The organism is Tumebacillus flagellatus (genome assembly GCF_000714935.1).
Classification (GTDB): Bacteria; Bacillota; Bacilli; order Tumebacillales; family Tumebacillaceae; genus Tumebacillus; species Tumebacillus flagellatus.
The window spans coordinates 19,623-36,303 of sequence record NZ_JMIR01000028.1; the positions used below are offsets into that span (position 1 = coordinate 19,623).

Consider the following 16,681-nt stretch of genomic DNA (forward strand, 5'->3'; position numbering starts at 1 on the left):
GTCAACTTCGTGCAACAACAACTAATTTCCATTGCTCGAACCTGAGTTTCAACAGGTGAAACTCACTGGATTTTTTTAGAGGAGCTGAGAAACAGCCAGATGCCGCTCAAAATCACGGCACCGCCTACCCATTGCGCCGCCGCCACCGATTCGCCGAGCAACAAAAACGCAAGGATCGTCGCGCCGATCGGCTCTCCGAGGATCCCCATCGAGATCGTCGCCGCGTTGACGTATTTCAACAGCCAGTTGAACAGCGTATGACCGAACACCGTCGGCACCACGGCAAGCAAGGCGAACAGCAACCATTCGTGCGCGTCGTACGCGACCAGTGAATAGCCTTCCCCCAAGCAGTAGAAAAACATCACGAGGATCGCAAAAATGTACACATACAGCGAGTACACCATCGACGACATGCCTTGCTGAGCGCTGCGCAGATATTGTCCGATCACCATATAACCGCTGACGGCGAGCGTCCCGAGCAGCGACAACAGATCGCCCCACAGCGCATCGCCGGAGACGCGGAAGTCGCCCCAGCCGATGCAGGTGCTCCCGATGATCGCGATGCCCGCCCCCGCCCACGTGCGCAAGGACGTGCGCTCACCGAGCGTGAAATACGCCAGCGCCATGACGAAGATCGGTTGCAGCGTGATCAAGATCGTGGACGACGCCACGGTGGTGTATTTCAAAGACCCGATCCAGAGAATGAAGTGAAACGCCAAACAAACCCCGGACGCCGCGACGAGCAGCCACGTTTTCAGCGTAAACGCGCGAACTTCGGCGCGGGACTTTTGCGTAAACAGCACGGGACAGAGCATGAGAAACGTGATCAAGAGTCGGTAGAGACCCAGCACGGTCGCCGGTGCGCTCGACCACTTGATGATGATGGCGGAGAACGAGACGGCGAGCACGCCGATCACCAAAAAAACAATCGGCGGCACAGGCAGTGATTTACTGTTCGGTTGCGGCGTTTGCAGTTGTAATTCAGACATTCCGATTTGCTCCTTCTCCCACTATCTGCGGTAATACGTGATTCGACCCTTCGACAACAAGCGCAACAGCAAGATCTTCAACACCGGTTTCAACACGTTGCGCACGCCCGGCACGAGCAGGATCAGCCCGAACACGTCGGTCAGAAAGCCCGGCGTCAAAAGCAATGTCCCTCCGACGAGGACACACACACCGTCGAGCAACGACGCTCCGGGGAGCATGCCCATCGAGAACTCGCGGCGAATCTGGTTCCATGTGCGCACGCCTTGCGTTTTCAAGAGATACGCGCCAAGCAACGAAGACAGCACGATCAGGAGAAACGTCGGCCAGCCGCCGATGGCGTGACCGACTCCGATGATCGTGAAAATCTCCAAGGCGGGGACGACGATCAGCACGAAAAGCAGCACGCGGCTCACGGCGTGGTTCCTGCTCGTTCGACGATCAGCGCATGCAGGTCCGGGTACGTCTTGTGCATGCGGACAACATGTCCGCTCTGTGCCTCTTGGAAGACGTGTTCCGTCTTGCCGCTGACCAGCTTCTCACCGTCCGACAGACGGTAGACCTCATAAGCGAACGTGAGACGTACTTTATTGTAGGAATCGATCCACGTCCGCACTTCCACCGCGTCGTCAAACAGCGCCGACGCATGATACTTGCAGGAGATTTCCGTCACGGGCAAGAACACGCCCGCCTCTTCAAGCGGCCGGTACGGAAACCCGCTTTGGCGCATGAACTCCACGCGCCCGACTTCAAACCAATGCAGATAGTTCGCATGATGGACGATCCCCATCTTGTCCGTTTCGTGATAGCGCACGGAGAACTCCGTGGTGACAACCGTCTTGTCTGCCATCTTCAAGCCCCCTTTGTTCATACGGTTTATTATAACGCAAAAAACGCTCCCCGGCTGAGGAGCGTTTTCGATAAAAAATGAACCAGCGCGCAGCTTACAGCACGTGCGCGACGCCTTCGTACACCAAGCCGGTGCGCGGGTCGACGGTGACGGTCGTGCCGGTTTGCAGCAGATCGGTCGCGCCTTGGACGCCGACGATTACCGGAATGCCCAGCGAGATGCCGACAACTGCCGCGTGCGAAGTGAGACCGCCCTCCACCGTGATGACGGCAGCCGCTTTCTCCATCGCCGGAACGATGTCGCGGTCGGTCGCGTGTGTGACGAGGATGTCGCCTTCTGCCATTTCCAGCAGCTCTTCGGTTTTGTTGCTGACGAAGAGGCGACCGGAAACCGCGTTGTGGCCGATGCCTTGGCCGCGTACCAAGATTTCGCCGATCGTGTGCACTTTGATCATGTTCGTGGTGCCCGGTTGTCCGACCGGAACACCTGCGGTGATCACGAGCAAGTTGCCGTGTTCCACGATTCCGGACGACAGCGCGCCTTCCACGGAGACGGAAAGCAGTTCGTCGGTCGTCTTCGCTTTTTGCGTCAACACCGGGTACACGCCCCAGGAAACGTGCAGGCGGCGCGCCACGTCGGCGTTGTTCGTCGTCGCGATGATCGGTGCGGACGGACGATGCTTCGATACCATGCGCGCGGTATGGCCGCTGGAAGTTGCCGTGACGATCGCGTGCGCTTTCAGATCCTTGGCAACGGTTGCCACCGCGTGGGACATCGCATCGGTGACGGTGCCCGTCTCGGCGATCAAACCGTTGGAACGGACCGAGACGAGGTGACCGAACAGCGCTTCTTCGGCGCGTTCCGCGATGCGCGCCATCGTGGCGACCGCTTCTGCCGGGTATTTGCCCGCTGCCGTTTCGCCGGAGAGCATGATCGCATCGGTGCCGTCAAAAATCGCGTTGGCCACGTCGCTCGCTTCCGCACGGGTCGGACGCGGGTTGCGCTCCATCGAGTCGAGCATCTGCGTCGCGGTGATGACCGGTTTGCCGAGCTTGTTGCATTTGGAGATCAGCATCTTCTGTGCGAGCGGCACTTCTTCAGTCGGGATTTCCACGCCGAGGTCGCCGCGCGCGACCATCAGGCCGTCGGTGACTTCCAGAATCTCGTCGATCAATTCCAGGCCTTCCTGGGTTTCGATCTTGGAGATGATCAGTTGGTTGGCGTTCTTCTCTTCGAGAATGCGGCGCACGTCGAGCACGTCGGACGCTTTGCGCACGAAGGAAGCGGCGATCAAGTCCACGCCTTGATCCACGCCGAAGCGGATGTCGGCGATGTCCTTCTCGGTGACCGATTCGATGCGCAGCTTCACGCCCGGCGCGTTGATGCCCTTGCGGTTTTTCAAGATGCCTCCGTTGGTGACGCGGCAATGGATGTCCTTGCCCTCGACTTTTTCCACGATGAGTCCGATCAAACCGTCGTCGATGCGCAGGTCGGAGCCGGCGGTAACGTCTTCCGGCAGCCCTTCATAAGAAATCGAGATGCGGTTCTCATCGCCGAGTTCGATCTGTTCGGTGGTGAGGATGATCTTCGCATCGTTGTGCAGTTCAACAGCGCCGTCTCGCACCATGCCGGTGCGGATCTTCGGGCCTTTGATGTCGAGCATGATCGCGACGTCCTTGCCCAGTTCTTCAGACGCTTGGCGGATGTTGCGAATGCGTGCTGCATGCTCGTCATATGTACCGTGCGAGAAGTTGAGTCGGGCGACGTTCATCCCGTTTTGGATCAATTGCTTCAACATGTCGACCGATTCAGACGCCGGTCCAATTGTACAAACGATTTTCGTTCTGCGCATGTGCGCTCCCCCTTGAGCCTCTTAGATGTATCCAAGTGTATCAAAAAAGTGTGGTCATTTCATGAAAATTTATGAAGAGATTAGATCGACAAAACGCCGGCCAGTTCGTACAGCGACATATCCGGCGTGCGCGGCGTGCACAGCGCGTCGTTGATATCCGTTCCGACGATCTTGCCGCCCTGCACCCCGATCATCATCGCTTTTTGACCTTCAAGCAACAGATCGACCGCGTGCGCGCCCATCTTCGACGCCAGCATCCGGTCAAACGCCGTCGGAGAACCGCCGCGTTGAATGTGACCGAGGACGGTGACGCGGGTGTCCCAACCGGTCAACTCGCGAATCACTTCACCGATCGCAAAGCCTTTGCCCGCGCCTTCCGCGACGAGGATCAGCGAATGCTTTTTGCCGCGCGCGGCTCCGCGTTGGAGTTTCTCCACGATGGCGGCGATGTCATACTTGGCTTCCGGCACGAGCACGTTTTCCGCGCCGCACGCCACGCCTGCCAGCAGCGCGATGTCGCCCGCGTTGCGGCCCATGACTTCGATGACGTACGTGCGCTCATGCGACGTTGCCGTGTCACGAATCTTGTCAACCGCGTCGATGACCGTGTTGACCGCCGTATCGAAGCCGATCGTGTAATCGGTGCAGGGAATGTCATTGTCGATCGTGCCGGGAATCCCGATGGTCGGAATGCCTTTTTCCGAAAGCAGTTGCGCACCTCGAAACGAACCGTCGCCGCCGATGACGACGAGTCCGTCAATGCCGTGTTCCTTCAGTTTCGCAATCGCTTTCTCGCGTCCTGCTTCCGACTTGAACTCTTCACAGCGCGCCGTCTGCAAAATCGTGCCGCCGCGGTGAATGATATCGCCAACCGACCCCAAATCCATCGGGACGATGTCGCCGGAAATCAAACCGGTGTAGCCGCGCTTGATCCCTGCCACTTCCAACCCGTGAAAAATCGCTTTCCGAACGACCGCACGGATGGCAGCGTTCATGCCCGGCGCGTCGCCTCCGCTGGTAAGTACCCCAATTTTCCGCATCGCTCTCTCCAACTCCTGTCTCCATTCATCTCTAGACGAGCGCGTGACGCAAAACGTCCCTAGGGACACAATTCGTCCCGCTAATTCACAAAGGATGCGAACACCGCTCCTCTGCAAATTCTATGCAGATAGGTTCAGTGTTCGCTCCCGTACCAGCCCCTATGCATCAACCGTTCGCGTAGTGGCCCATGTTCTTGAACTTTTGGTAGCGCTGTTCGACCAGCACGTCTGTCGGAATCTCCAGCAGTTCGCGCAACGCGGTGACGATCGTCTCGCGCACGTTGGCGATCGTCGCTTCGTTGTCTTTGTGAGCGCCGCCTTCCGGTTCTTTGATCACGCCGTCCACAACGCCAAACGAGTGGATGTGGTCGGCGGAGATCTTCATCGTATCGGCTGCGCGCTGTGCCTGTCCGGAATCCTTCCAGAGCAGAGCAGCTGCCCCCTCCGGCGAGATGACGCCGTAGATGGAGTTCTCCAGCATGTAGACGCGGTCGCCGATGCCCAGCGCCAACGCCCCGCCGGAGCCGCCTTCGCCGGTGACGACGCAGATGATCGGCGTCTTCAGAGCGGCCATCTCCAACAGGTTGCGGGCGATCGCTTCGCCGATGCCGCGCTCCTCGGAAGCGATGCCCGGATACGCGCCGGACGTATCGATGAAGCAGATCACCGGACGGCGGAACTTCTCCGCTTGCTTCATGAGACGAAGCGTCTTGCGGTAGCCTTCCGGTTGTGCCATCCCCCAGCGGCGGGCGATGTTCTCCTTGGTGTCACGGCCCTTCTGGTGGCCCATGATCGTCACCGGGATGCCGTCGAGCTTGGCAATGCCCGCCACGATCGCCTGGTCGTCGCCAAACGCGCGGTCTCCGTGCAACTCGAGGAAATCGGTGCACATGCCCTTGATGTAATCCAAGGTGGTCGGGCGTTCGGAGTGGCGCGCCATCTGCGTGCGCTGCCACGGAGACAAATCATCGTAGAGATGAGAGGCCAAGGAATCGGCCTTCTCTTCCAGTTTGCGAATCTCTTCAGAAAAGTCGAGTCCGCTCTGCTCCGAGAACGAGCGCAACTCTTCAATCTTCTTCTGCAGTTCAACCAACGGTTTTTCAAACATCAGATCATTCGCCACGCGCGCCACCTCCGTGCAATTCCAAAACGGTCGCCAAGGTTTGCTTCATGTCCTTGCGCGGCACGACCATGTCGAGCATGCCGTTTTTGAGCAGAAACTCAGCGGTTTGGAAGTCATCCGGGAGCTTTTGACGGATCGTCTGTTCGATGATCCGGCGGCCGGCAAAGCCGATCAGCGCGCCCGGTTCGGCGATGTTCAAGTCGCCAAGCATTGCAAACGAAGCGGTAACACCGCCGGTCGTCGGGTACGTGTTCACCGCGATGTAGAGGATGCCCTCTTCATGCAGTTTTGCAAGCGCCGCGGAAGTTTTCGCCATCTGCATCAGCGAATAAATCCCCTCTTGCATGCGGGCACCGCCCGATGCGGTGAAGAGGATCAGCGGATAGCGCTTGGCGATCGCGCGCTCGATGGCGCGGGTGATCTTCTCCCCTGCGACGGAGCCAAGCGATCCCATGAAGAACGTCGAGTCCATGACGCCCAAGACGACCGGGAAGCCGCCGATGGTGCCTTCGCCGGTCACGACCGCTTCCTTGAGGCCGGATTTCTTCATTTCGCGCTCCAACTTGGCCGGATACTCCGGGAACCCGAGCGGGTCCATCGCGGTCATATCCGCATCGTATTCGAAGAATCGGCCCTCATCCAGCGTCATCAAGATGCGTTCCATCGCGTTCACCGTATAGTGATATCCGCAGTTCGGACAGACTTTGAGGTTCTTCTCCAATTCCTTGGTAAAAGTGGCCTCGCCGCAATGTTTGCACTTGGTCATCAGGCCTTCCGGTACCGATACTTCGACCGGGGCTGTGCGGGTGCGACCCAATCGCTCAGCCACATCTTGCGAAGTCAAGGTCGCATACCGTTGCTTTTTCTTATGGAAAAGATCCTTCAGCACGATCTCACCTCATTAATTTGGATAGCGATGCGAGGAGTGGAGGATGTCCTTGAGAACTTCCTGCACCTCGTCTAGCTCAGATTCCGGAACGAGAATCTCATACTGTTCCTTGGCGATGTTCGTCTGGCGGAGCTTGACCAGGAACCCTTCTTGCGTAAGCTTGTCCTGAATGCGCTCAGCCGTTTTGGCGTTCGGGGCAATATAGATAACTGTCCACATCGAAGAGCACCTTCCCTCAGCGAAAACGTCCGTAATTTTGGACTCATCATATCATACAGCCCACTATGCCGCAACAAAGCAACAAACGCAACGGTGCAAAAAAGGAACTGGCGCGCACCCGCCCGACACCCGCAAATTTCACTCAGGCTTGCGGTGCGGCAACGGCGCTTTGCGCCCGGGTCTTGTCCGCCACGGAGGACGGATTGACCTGCACGCGGGCCACTCCGGTGTCCATCGCGGCTTTCGCAACCGCAGAAGCGACAGCCGGCGCAACGCGCGGGTCAAACGGCTTCGGAATGACGTAATCGGGCGTCAATTCCTCGTCGGTGATCAAGTTCGCGATCGCGTAGGCGGCCGCGATTTTCATCTCTTCATTGATCGTCTTCGCCCGCGTGTCGAGCGCGCCTCGGAAGATGCCCGGGAAGGCGAGGACGTTGTTGACTTGGTTCGGGTAGTCGGAGCGTCCCGTCCCGACGATCTTCGCTCCCGCTTCATACGCGAGAGCCGGCACGATTTCCGGATCGGGGTTCGCCATCGCGAACAGGATCGGATCTTGCGCCATGGAGCGCACCATCTCCGGGGTCACCGCGTTGGCGACCGACACGCCGATGAAGACGTCTGCGTCGACGATCACTTCTTCGAGCGAGCCTTGGAGGCGTTCACGGTTGGTGTTTTTCGCGATCAAGTCTTTGATCGGGTTCATGCCTTCGGTACGGCCTTCATAGATCGCACCCTTGGTGTCGCACATGATGACGTTTTTTACACCCATAGAAAGAAGAAGTTTGATGATGGCGATGCCCGCGGCGCCTGCGCCGTTGGCGACAACTTTGATTTCTTGCATGGTCTTGCCTGTCACTTTCAACGCATTGATCAGGCCGGCGAGAGTTACGATGGCGGTGCCGTGCTGATCGTCATGGAACACCGGGATGTCGAGCTCTTGCTTCAGGCGTTCCTCGACGGCAAAGCACGCCGGAGCCGCGATGTCTTCGAGATTGATCCCGCCGAACGTCGGCTCCAGCAGTTTGACCGTGCGGACGATCTCGTCGATGTCCGTCGTATCCAAACAGATCGGAACAGCATCCACACCTGCGAACGACTTGAACAGAACCGCTTTGCCTTCCATGACGGGCAGCGCCGCATGGGGACCGATATTGCCTAAGCCCAGCACCGCCGTTCCATCACTCACAACGGCCACGAGATTCCCTTTGGAAGTATAGTCATAGACGCGCTCCGTGGATTTGTGGATCTCCTTGCACGGCTCTGCGACGCCGGGGCTGTACGCGAGACTCAGATCGCGGGCGTTTGCGACCGGAACTTTTGAAACAACGCCCAACTTGCCTTGGTGTGTGCGATGCAATTCCAGCGCTTCTTCTCGCAACGACACGTGCCCTCACTCCTTTTGTGAAGCCCCATCCCGCACCGAAGATGACGAAACGGGGCGACTTCGGTACTTAATTATATCATGCCTGCGAGACGCATTTCTACTGACGGGTCATTAATTACATTAATATAACTATTACTTTTTACTCACTGTCTTGCCGGAACGATGCGCGATCCGGGCGGAGGCGGCGGCGGCGATTCCCGCGACCAAATCGTCGAGGAAGACATGCACGCCGTTTGCCTTATCGTTCAGTTTCGCGATGATGCCCATTTTCTCCTTGTCGAGATATCCAAATGATGTAAGTCCAATCGAACCGTAGACATTGGTGATGGAGAGCGCGAGAATCTCATCGACGCCGTAGAGCGATTCATCCGTTTCCAAGATCGTCTGCATCGGCTCGGGCAAGAGTTTTTGCTCAGCCAGCATGTCGAGCGCGACACCGGTGTAGAGCGCGTATTGCACTTCGCGTTTGACGAGCACCGCCAAGACGCTTTCCACGCACGGTTCGCGTTCGAGGTTCGGGTGATACGGTTTTTGCAGGGTGAAGACGATGTCCGCAATGTCGTCGACGGTGACGCCTCTTTGTTCGAGCAATTTGATGATTTCCGTGTTCATGGGATTCGCCTCCCTGATGGGTGAAGAGAAGATAGTACCACCATATGTGCGAACGCCCAGAAGGATGACATCATTTGCTCTTTTGTACAACCGCTCCCTCGCCGAACAGCGCTTCCACTTCTTTGACAAAAAACGAACTGGGCTTCACCGCATACTTTTCCGAGAGAGCCCGTGCCTGGCGGGTGGCGGTGTAAAACAACAGCACGGGCCACGGCCCGTGATGGCGGATGAGGATCGTCTGCAAGTCGTGCAGGCGGGCTTCGTCTTCCGGTCGGATTCGGATGTAGAGCACGCCGTGAGCGGGTTGCGCAGATTGCGCTGGTTGCATGGTTTGTGCTTGATTCGCTTGATTCGGCCCGGCGTTCTCCGTTGCCTCGATCCATTCACCCTCGTCATCAGGCTGGAGCACTTTCATCTGATCGGCGAGGAGTTTCAGTTCGTCATCGCGGTGTTGCAGACGGCCTTTGACTGCGACGACGGCGTCTCCTCCCGTTTGCTGGAGCAGTTCGGCGCAGCGTTTGTACGTTTCGGGGAACAGCACGACTTCAACCGCCCCGGTGGTGTCTTCCAATTGAAAGAACGCCATGCGCGCTCCCTTTTTCGTGTGAATTTGCTTGAGCTTTTGCATCATGCCCGCGACGGTGACCATCGCGCCGTCCGCCGTCTCCGTCAACTCGCTGACCCGCTTGTCTGCCAAGCGCGCCATCTGCCCGCGAAACGGAGTCAGCGGCGACCCGGTGATGTACAGCCCGATCAGTTCCTTCTCCATCTCCAACCGCTCGCGTTCCGGATAGTCGGCTGCAGGCGGCAACTGGAATCCCCGCGCTTGCTTTGGCGACTGATCTTCGATCATGCCGAACAAGTTCATCTGATTGTCATCGCGGTCCCGTTGACGCAACCGACCGCGCTCTGCCGTTTCTTCCAAAGACAACAGCATCGCCCGGCGATTGCCGTGCAGTCCGTCAAACGCTCCGGCGCGGATGAGCGACTCCAGCGCTTTTTTGTTGCAGGCGCGGGCGTCCACCCGCTCGCAGAAATTCCCCAAGTCGGAAAAAACGCCCCCTTCCCGCCGCGTTTGCACCAACGCTTGAATGCCGGAGAGCCCGACGTTTTTGATGGCGAGCAACCCGCAGCGAATCTTGCCGTTCTCCACCGAAAACCCAAACGAGCTGGCGTTCACGTCGGGCGGCAACACTTCGATGCCCATGCGGCGGCAGTCGTCGACGTATTGCGCGACTTTGTGGTGCGACATCATGACCGAAGTCAGCAACGCCGACATATAGGCGGCGGGATGGTTGGCTTTGAGATAACAGGTTTGGTACGCAAGCACCGCGTACGCGGCGGCGTGCGCCCGGTTGAAGCCGTAGTCGGCAAAGCGGACGACCAAATCGTAGACCTCATGAGCGAGCGGTTCGGCATAGCCTTTTTTCAAACAGCCTTCCACGAAGATCGCGCGTTGCTCGGCGAGCACTTCGCGTTTTTTCTTGCCGACGGCGCGGCGCAGGAGGTCCGCTTGCCCGAGCGAGAAACCCGCCATGACGGAGGCGATCTGCATGATTTGCTCTTGGTAGACGATGACGCCGTACGTGTCTTCGAGAATCCCTTGCAAGTCCGGGTGCGGATAGCGCACCGCCGTTTCGCCGTGCTTCGCTTTGATGAACGTCGGGATGTTCTCCATCGGCCCCGGACGGTACAGCGAGATCACGGCGATGATGTCTTCAAACGAAGAGGGCCGCAGCTCGCGCAAGACGTTTTTGCAGCCGCTGGATTCCAGTTGGAAACAGCCGTCGGTGTCGCCGCGCATCAGCAGTTCGTACGTGCGCGGGTCGTCCATGCCCATCTCGTCAAAGTGGATCTGCACGCCCTCGGTGCGGCGCACGATCTCGATCGTGCGGTCGATCAACGTCAAGTAGCGAAGTCCGAGGAAGTCCATTTTCAAGAGGCCGACGTCTTCGAGCACTTCCATGCTGTACTGCGTGACGACGCCGCCCTCCGCCCCGCGTTGCAAGGGCACGTATTCGGTCAGCGGTTCTCGGGAAATCACCACGCCTGCCGCGTGCAGGGAGGTGTGGCGCGGCAAGCCTTCGATGGCGCGCGCGGTGTTGATCAGTTTCTGGACGAGCGGGTCGCCCTCATAGAGTTGTTTGAGTTGCGGCTCCAGATCGAGCGCTTTGTCGATCGTGATCCCTAAGTGGCCGGGAATCAGCTTGGCGGCGCGGTCGATGACGTGCGCGGGCAAATCCAGCACGCGTCCGACGTCACGGATCGCCGCCCGCGCTGCCATCGTTCCAAACGTGACGATTTGCGCGACGCGGTCGGCGCCGTACTTCTGCGTCACATACTCGATCACTTCGCCGCGCCGTTCGTATTCGAAGTCGATGTCAATATCCGGCATCGAGACGCGCTCCGGATTCAAGAAGCGCTGGAACAGCAAGTTGTAGCGGATCGGGTCGACGTTGGTGATGCGCAGTACGTAGGAAACGAGCGACCCTGCCGCCGAGCCCCGTCCCGGTCCGGTGGAGATGCCGTTCTCGTGAGCAAAGCGCATGAAGTCCCAGACGATCAGGAAGTACCCGGCGAACCCCATCTGCGAGATGACGTCAATCTCGTAGTTCAGCCGCTCCAGGACCGGAGGCGTCTCTTCCCCGTAGCGTTCACGCACGCCTATGAGACAGAGATGGCGCAAGTAGGTGGTTTCCGTGAAGCCGGGCGGCAGGTCGAACGCGGGCAGATGGTGCACGCCAAGTTCCAGTTCCACATGGCAGCGGTCTGCGATGCGCCGCGTGTTTTCAAGGGCTTGCGGGACATGGCGGAACAGATCGGCCATCTCGTCGCCGGATTTCAGCCCGTACTCGGGAGACGCGAGGCGCACGCGGTCTTCGTCTTGGAGGGCGCGGCCTTCGCGGATGCAGGCGAGCACGTCTTGGCTCGGCGCGTCTTCTTGGCGCAAGTAGTGCACGTTGTTCGTGGCGACGAGCGGCAGTTGCAGGCGTTGCGCAAGTTGCAGCGTCAATTGGTTGACTTGTTTTTCGGGCATCAACCCGTGATCTTGCAATTCAAGGTAGAAACGATCCGCGCCGAACAGATCGGCGTATTCCTTCGCCGCCGCTTCGGCACCTTGCAGATCGCCGGTCAGCAGTTTTTGCCCGATTTCCCCGTCGAGACCGCCTGAGAGCGCGATCAGCCCTTCCCGATGGCGGAAGAGGGAGTTTTTATCGGTGCAGGGTTTGTCGAAGTGGTCGGCGAGTTGGGCTTGGGAGACGAGTTTGAGCAAGTTGCGGTAGCCTTGGAGAGTTTCCGCAAGCAAGATCAAATGCCACGGGTCTTCGCCGCGAGCGGGTCGTTCGTGGAGCGCGCGGCGGGCGACGTAGACTTGGCAGCCGAGGAGCGGCTTGAGGCCGGCGGACTTGGCTTTCTTATAAAACTCGACGGCTCCGTACATCGCGCCCGAGTCGGTCATCGCGACGGCGTCCATGCCGAGTTCCTGGGCGCGCGCGATCAACTCGTCGATGCGGCACATGCCTTCGAGCAAGCTGTACTCTGTATGTACATGCAGGTGGACGAAGGGTTGCAATCGTCCTCCCCCTTTCTATGCGAACAGATATTCTCCCCTATTATACTCTTTCATGAAAAAAAGCACCAAGTCCGTCGCGAGCGGTCTTGGCGCTTTTTTGGGTTATTTGCAGAGGTGGAACCATTTCAAAATCCAGCGCAGAGGCAAGGGGAGCCACCAGCGGGATTTTTTTTGTTCCTTGAGGAAGTTGACGTAGGATTCCATGACGCGGCGGTGTTGTTGGACTTTCTCTCGGTCGCCGCGCACCGTGATGCGGTAGCCGTCTTCGAGGTGTTCGATTTCGAGGCTGTGACCGCAGCAATCGGTGGTTTTGCAGGTGGAGTCGGAGCAGCAGGAGTCTGCTTGTTCGGTTTGTTCCGTTTGCTGGGTCTGTTCCTGGCGTTCGGTTTCGTTTTGATCGTGTTGGCTCATGTCTTGTCACCCTTTCGATTTTTGTGGAAGATTTATCGAAGTTCTTCAATCCAGCGCAAGTGTTTGACGGCGCTGTTTCGGTACCAGAGAAGCGCGATCACGCCGACCCCCGCTCCTCCCCAGAGCAGCCAGCGGTCGCCGAAGTAGTAGCCCAGGGCGGCGACGGCAAGCGAGAGCAAGACGGTGCAGAACGCATAGCGTTTGCGGGACGCGTAGACTTCGTGGAGAAATTGGTTTTTTTGCTTGACCTTCTCCCACTCGGTTCGCCTGCGCGGTTCATCCAACGCGTCTTGCAGTTGGCGCGGGAGTTTCAGCAGTTGGCGGCCGATGTCGAGCGCGTACTTCTGTACGGTCTTGAGGATCGTGGAGGTGCGGGAGGCGGATTCGCCGTCGCCGGTTGCGCCCGCGCCGTTGCGCTTCAGCCACTCGTTGACGATCGGCTTGCCGACTTCCACCAACTCGATCTCCGGGTCGAGGCCGTACAGCACGCCGATGAACGTCGAGAGCGCGCGCCCGAGAAAAATAAACTCGCTCGGCAACTGGATCGGCTGTTGGCGGATCACGCTCTGGATGTCCTCCATGATGTGCTGGACGGCGTCGTAGTCGACGTTTTTCAGGTCTTGCTCGTCGTAAAAGCGCATCGCCAACTCCATCACCCGCTCCAGTTCGCGGCGGTTGGCGTGCGGAAGGAGGAAGCGGAGTTTTTCCAGCGCGTCGATCACTTGCCCGTAGTCTTTGAGGACGAGGCCCATGACGAGGTCTTGGATTTGCTTGGCGTCTGCCGGCTTGATCGTGCCGACCATGCCGAAGTCGATCAAGACGATGCGGCCGTCCGGTTGGACCATGATGTTGCCCGGATGCGGGTCGGCGTGAAACTTTCCTTCAAAAAACAACTGTTCCGCCACCGCTTTGAACAACTTCTTGGCGAGTTCCGAGCGGTCGACGCCGTGCTGCGCCAAGTACCCGTAGTCGTTGATGCGGGCGCCTTCCATCCACTCCATGACCAGCACGCGGCGGGTGCAATAGGCGGGGAAGTACTTGGGGATGTAGAGGTCGGGGTTGTTTTGGTAGCGTTCGGCGAAGTATTCGCCGTTTTTGAGTTCTTGCTTGAAGTTCAGTTCGTCCCCGATGACGTACGCCATCTCGCGGTAGAGCGCGGGCAGGTCGGCTTGCTTGCCCATCTTGGTGAACTTGTCCGCCATCCACAAGACGATGCGAATGGCGCGGAAGTCTGCCCGGATGATTTTTTCGATGCCGGGGCGTTGGATTTTGACGGCGACTTCCGTGCCGTCGTGGAGAAACGCGTGGTAGACTTCACCGATGGAGGCGGAAGCGACCGGCTTCTCACTGATTTTATGCAGGATGCTGCCGTAAGGAGCCTCCCATTCGCTTTCGAGCACCGCTTTGGCCTCGTCCCACGGGACGGCGGGGACTTGGTCGACGAGGTCGGTCAGTTCTTGAATGACGACCGGTGGGACCACGTCGGCGCGGGCGCTGAGAAACTGGCCCAGTTTGATCAACAGCCCTTCGAGTCGGAGGGCTTTGCGTTTGTATTTCCATGCGACTTTGCGCAGCAGCGCTTCCCACTGCTGCGTGGTTTCCGCGCTCATCTTGCCGGGATGGCGCTTCTGAAACCAGAGGATGCGGAGAAAAAAGCCTGCCGCCATGAAGACGATGGCGAAGATGCGGTAGAGGGAATTTCGTTTCAAGAGGGACCCTACTCTCTTGGGTTGGTTTTGGTATATTATAGCATTTTGTAGTGGATGAATTGTTAAGAAAAAAAGTCCTTCGCGAGTGCGTGAGGACTTTTTAGAGGCATTGGAGCAGGTATTGTGCTTCGCCGTCAGAGTTGAGTTTGATTTTTTCATGGGAGAGATCGTTTTTGACCCAGAGGGTGAGTTGACCGTCCAGCCAGTCGAAATACGGCGGGCGTGTTTGCCCCGCTGGGAGAGTTTTTGCAAGGGCCATGCGGGACATGATTTCGTTTTCTAGTTCGTCATCGCGGTAGGCTGTGTAGAGTTTGAATTTGGTGACGTGGATGCCGACAGGGGCGAGGATTGCTGTGGCTCTTTGGATGGCTCCGAGGAATTGCTTTTTGACCCGAGCCCACTTGTTTTTATCAACGGTACGCTTGCATTCGATGATGTGCAGTTCCCACTCACCGTCTGGACGACGGAGCAACAGAATGCCGTCGGCACAATTTTGTCTTCTGAGGGTCGGGAAGGATTTCCCCTCCAATTGCAGTTCGAACGCTTCGTCGGTGGGGAGAGTGCAGGCAATTTCCGCGTAGCCATCGCTCTCTTTTTCTTGAATGGTCGCGGTAGTCGTTTCGATTTGATGAAATAACTCTTGAGGAATCCACTCTTGGAGCCGTTCCGTTAGTTCTCTATTCGTGATCATCGTCCGTGTCTACCTCGAAAGCAAGAGTTTGATTGGCTTGCTCTAAAATGCTGTTCGTAAAAGTCGGAAAGGCAAAGCCTCCAGACGTCAAGGGGAGTTTTTCGACTTTCGTGCCAGCATCGGTTGCAGTGAATTGATAGACGACTGCTTTGTCTGGACACAGGAAATCATCCGGTTCATATCCAAATTGTTTTGCGAGTTCTTGGCGGTTTGGGTGATTGTAGAGTTGGATGAGGTTATTCAGTTGTTGCGCCATTGTATCACTGTGCGTTGTGATCCAAACTGGGAGACCCTCATTCACCAAACGGACAATGGCTATTGCCATTTTCTTTTGCATTTCAAGATGGAGATGCGCCTCCGGTTCTTCAATAATCAGAGAAGTGAGCCGCTTGTATTTGAGAAAAATGACGATAGGGGTTAATTCCGTCACCAAAGAAGAAGTTACATAAAACGGAAATGATTGATGGCTGTTGTCAGGCTGATATTGATAGGTAGGTAATGGGGTTAACTTTTGCTCTCGTATTATCTGCCCTTTCAAGATATTCTGTTGCAAAAACTCCGCTATTTCCTCGTATTGAGGTGTAACGGAGTTCTTATCGTCGTTCGTGAGCTCTCTCAAAAATTGAAGCGTTGGACCTCCGAATTTGACGGTATTTGTGTTTTCAACAAAATTCCCATAAGTTTTGCTGAATGCATCGTTAACAAGAACTGGATACGATAACAAAAACCCAGTTCTTGAAGCAGGAAGATATGAAGTTCCCTTGACAAACATAAAGTAGTCTCTAAAAAGTAACATTGTAGATAAATGCCTAAGCAACTCAAACCTCATCTCTTCATCAAACGAACTGAATATCGCATAATTAGGTACGAAAAACTTTCCCCCTTCATCACCGCTGCTATATCCGAAAGACTCCTCATGATTTGTAATATGAATGTCAAACGGAGAGCCACATGAATAATCACTAAGAAACACCTTTCCAATAGAAATATCGAACCCGAACACAAATTTCATCAACTTTTCTTTATAACTGTCAAGCTCTTCATTGAACCAAGCTATAAATACTTGCACTCCTTCATCATCAAAAGAAAAAGGCGTGTCGTTGTGTTGTTTAAGTTTTGCCTCCAGCCAGTTTTGGCACTTTCGATAGGCATCGCTTGAAGTCGTTTGAAACACCCTCGTCCCCGAGTTAATAATCCCCCACAACAACGACATCAAATAACTCTTCCCGCTGTTGTTCTCCCCCGTAAAGATCATCAACGGAGCAATCTCAATACTCGCCTTCCCGATCTTCCCGAAGTTCTCCACATTCAATTTCCAAGTCTGTCTCATCCGCTGCGTC

General features: G+C 56.8%; 15 protein-coding genes. All 15 read right to left on the minus strand.

What is annotated here, in order from left to right; translation table 11 throughout:
- Positions 1–62: 62 nt before the first annotated feature.
- Positions 63–989: a DMT family transporter gene (locus EL26_RS16425; RefSeq protein WP_052036494.1), complete on the minus strand. Its 927-nt coding sequence runs from the start codon at positions 987–989 to the stop codon at positions 63–65.
- A gap of 21 nt (positions 990–1,010) precedes the next feature.
- A complete protein-coding gene (locus tag EL26_RS16430) occupies positions 1,011–1,403 on the minus strand; it encodes an FxsA family protein (RefSeq protein WP_038091341.1) in 393 nt (130 codons plus the stop codon).
- The gene (locus EL26_RS16435) at positions 1,400–1,837 is read right to left on the minus strand and encodes an acyl-CoA thioesterase (protein WP_052036495.1); all 438 of its coding nucleotides are present in this window, start codon (positions 1,835–1,837) and stop codon (positions 1,400–1,402) included. Before EL26_RS16435 ends, EL26_RS16430 begins: the two co-directional genes overlap by 4 nt.
- A 94-nt stretch (positions 1,838–1,931) precedes the next feature.
- The gene (pyk, locus tag EL26_RS16440; protein WP_038091342.1) at positions 1,932–3,689 is read right to left on the minus strand and encodes a pyruvate kinase; all 1,758 of its coding nucleotides are present in this window, start codon (positions 3,687–3,689) and stop codon (positions 1,932–1,934) included.
- Positions 3,690–3,769: 80 nt separating this feature from the next.
- Entirely contained in the window at positions 3,770–4,729 is a 960-nt protein-coding gene (pfkA, locus tag EL26_RS16445; RefSeq protein ID WP_038091344.1) for a 6-phosphofructokinase, read from the minus strand.
- Positions 4,730–4,895: 166 nt separating this feature from the next.
- Positions 4,896–5,852 carry an acetyl-CoA carboxylase carboxyltransferase subunit alpha gene (locus EL26_RS16450; RefSeq protein ID WP_038091346.1) on the minus strand — a complete coding sequence of 319 codons (957 nt, stop codon included), beginning with the start codon at positions 5,850–5,852 and terminating at the stop codon, positions 4,896–4,898.
- The gene (accD, locus tag EL26_RS16455) at positions 5,842–6,741 is read right to left on the minus strand and encodes an acetyl-CoA carboxylase, carboxyltransferase subunit beta (protein WP_038091348.1); all 900 of its coding nucleotides are present in this window, start codon (positions 6,739–6,741) and stop codon (positions 5,842–5,844) included. The genes EL26_RS16450 and accD overlap by 11 nt, the downstream gene beginning before the upstream one ends.
- A 12-nt stretch (positions 6,742–6,753) precedes the next feature.
- Positions 6,754–6,960: a glutamate decarboxylase gene (locus EL26_RS16460; RefSeq protein ID WP_038091351.1), complete on the minus strand. Its 207-nt coding sequence runs from the start codon at positions 6,958–6,960 to the stop codon at positions 6,754–6,756.
- Positions 6,961–7,102: 142 nt separating this feature from the next.
- Positions 7,103–8,344 carry an NADP-dependent malic enzyme gene (gene ystJ / locus EL26_RS16465; RefSeq protein ID WP_038091353.1) on the minus strand — a complete coding sequence of 414 codons (1,242 nt, stop codon included), beginning with the start codon at positions 8,342–8,344 and terminating at the stop codon, positions 7,103–7,105.
- A gap of 132 nt (positions 8,345–8,476) precedes the next feature.
- Entirely contained in the window at positions 8,477–8,956 is a 480-nt protein-coding gene (locus EL26_RS16470; protein WP_038091355.1) for a phosphatidylglycerophosphatase A family protein, read from the minus strand.
- A 70-nt stretch (positions 8,957–9,026) separates the two neighbouring features.
- Positions 9,027–12,530: a DNA polymerase III subunit alpha gene (locus EL26_RS16475; protein ID WP_038091357.1), complete on the minus strand. Its 3,504-nt coding sequence runs from the start codon at positions 12,528–12,530 to the stop codon at positions 9,027–9,029.
- 102 nt (positions 12,531–12,632) lie between these two features.
- Complete coding sequence (locus tag EL26_RS16480) at positions 12,633–12,941, minus strand: hypothetical protein (RefSeq protein ID WP_038091359.1); 309 nt, start codon at positions 12,939–12,941, stop codon at positions 12,633–12,635.
- A gap of 32 nt (positions 12,942–12,973) precedes the next feature.
- Positions 12,974–14,650: an ABC1 kinase family protein gene (locus EL26_RS16485; RefSeq protein ID WP_038091361.1), complete on the minus strand. Its 1,677-nt coding sequence runs from the start codon at positions 14,648–14,650 to the stop codon at positions 12,974–12,976.
- 100 nt (positions 14,651–14,750) lie between these two features.
- On the minus strand, positions 14,751–15,341 hold the full coding sequence (locus EL26_RS23985; RefSeq protein ID WP_052036496.1) for a hypothetical protein: 591 nt from the start codon (positions 15,339–15,341) through the stop codon (positions 14,751–14,753).
- Positions 15,328–16,671: an AAA family ATPase gene (locus tag EL26_RS16495; protein ID WP_038091364.1), complete on the minus strand. Its 1,344-nt coding sequence runs from the start codon at positions 16,669–16,671 to the stop codon at positions 15,328–15,330. Before EL26_RS16495 ends, EL26_RS23985 begins: the two co-directional genes overlap by 14 nt.
- Between the last annotated feature and the right edge of the window lie 10 nt (positions 16,672–16,681).

What these genes read in the sequence shown, in the direction of transcription:
- EL26_RS16480 (WP_038091359.1), bottom strand. Translation starts at nt 12,941, where the DNA reads ATGAGCCAACACGATCAAAACGAAACCGAACGCCAGGAACAGACCCAG.
- EL26_RS16425 (WP_052036494.1), bottom strand. Translation starts at nt 989, where the DNA reads ATGTCTGAATTACAACTGCAAACGCCGCAACCGAACAGTAAATCACTG.
- EL26_RS16495 (WP_038091364.1), bottom strand. Translation starts at nt 16,671, where the DNA reads ATGAGACAGACTTGGAAATTGAATGTGGAGAACTTCGGGAAGATCGGG.
- EL26_RS16460 (WP_038091351.1), bottom strand. Translation starts at nt 6,960, where the DNA reads ATGTGGACAGTTATCTATATTGCCCCGAACGCCAAAACGGCTGAGCGC.
- pyk (WP_038091342.1), bottom strand. Translation starts at nt 3,689, where the DNA reads ATGCGCAGAACGAAAATCGTTTGTACAATTGGACCGGCGTCTGAATCG.
- pfkA (WP_038091344.1), bottom strand. Translation starts at nt 4,729, where the DNA reads ATGCGGAAAATTGGGGTACTTACCAGCGGAGGCGACGCGCCGGGCATG.
- EL26_RS23985 (WP_052036496.1), bottom strand. Translation starts at nt 15,341, where the DNA reads ATGATCACGAATAGAGAACTAACGGAACGGCTCCAAGAGTGGATTCCT.
- EL26_RS16435 (WP_052036495.1), bottom strand. Translation starts at nt 1,837, where the DNA reads ATGGCAGACAAGACGGTTGTCACCACGGAGTTCTCCGTGCGCTATCAC.
- EL26_RS16470 (WP_038091355.1), bottom strand. Translation starts at nt 8,956, where the DNA reads ATGAACACGGAAATCATCAAATTGCTCGAACAAAGAGGCGTCACCGTC.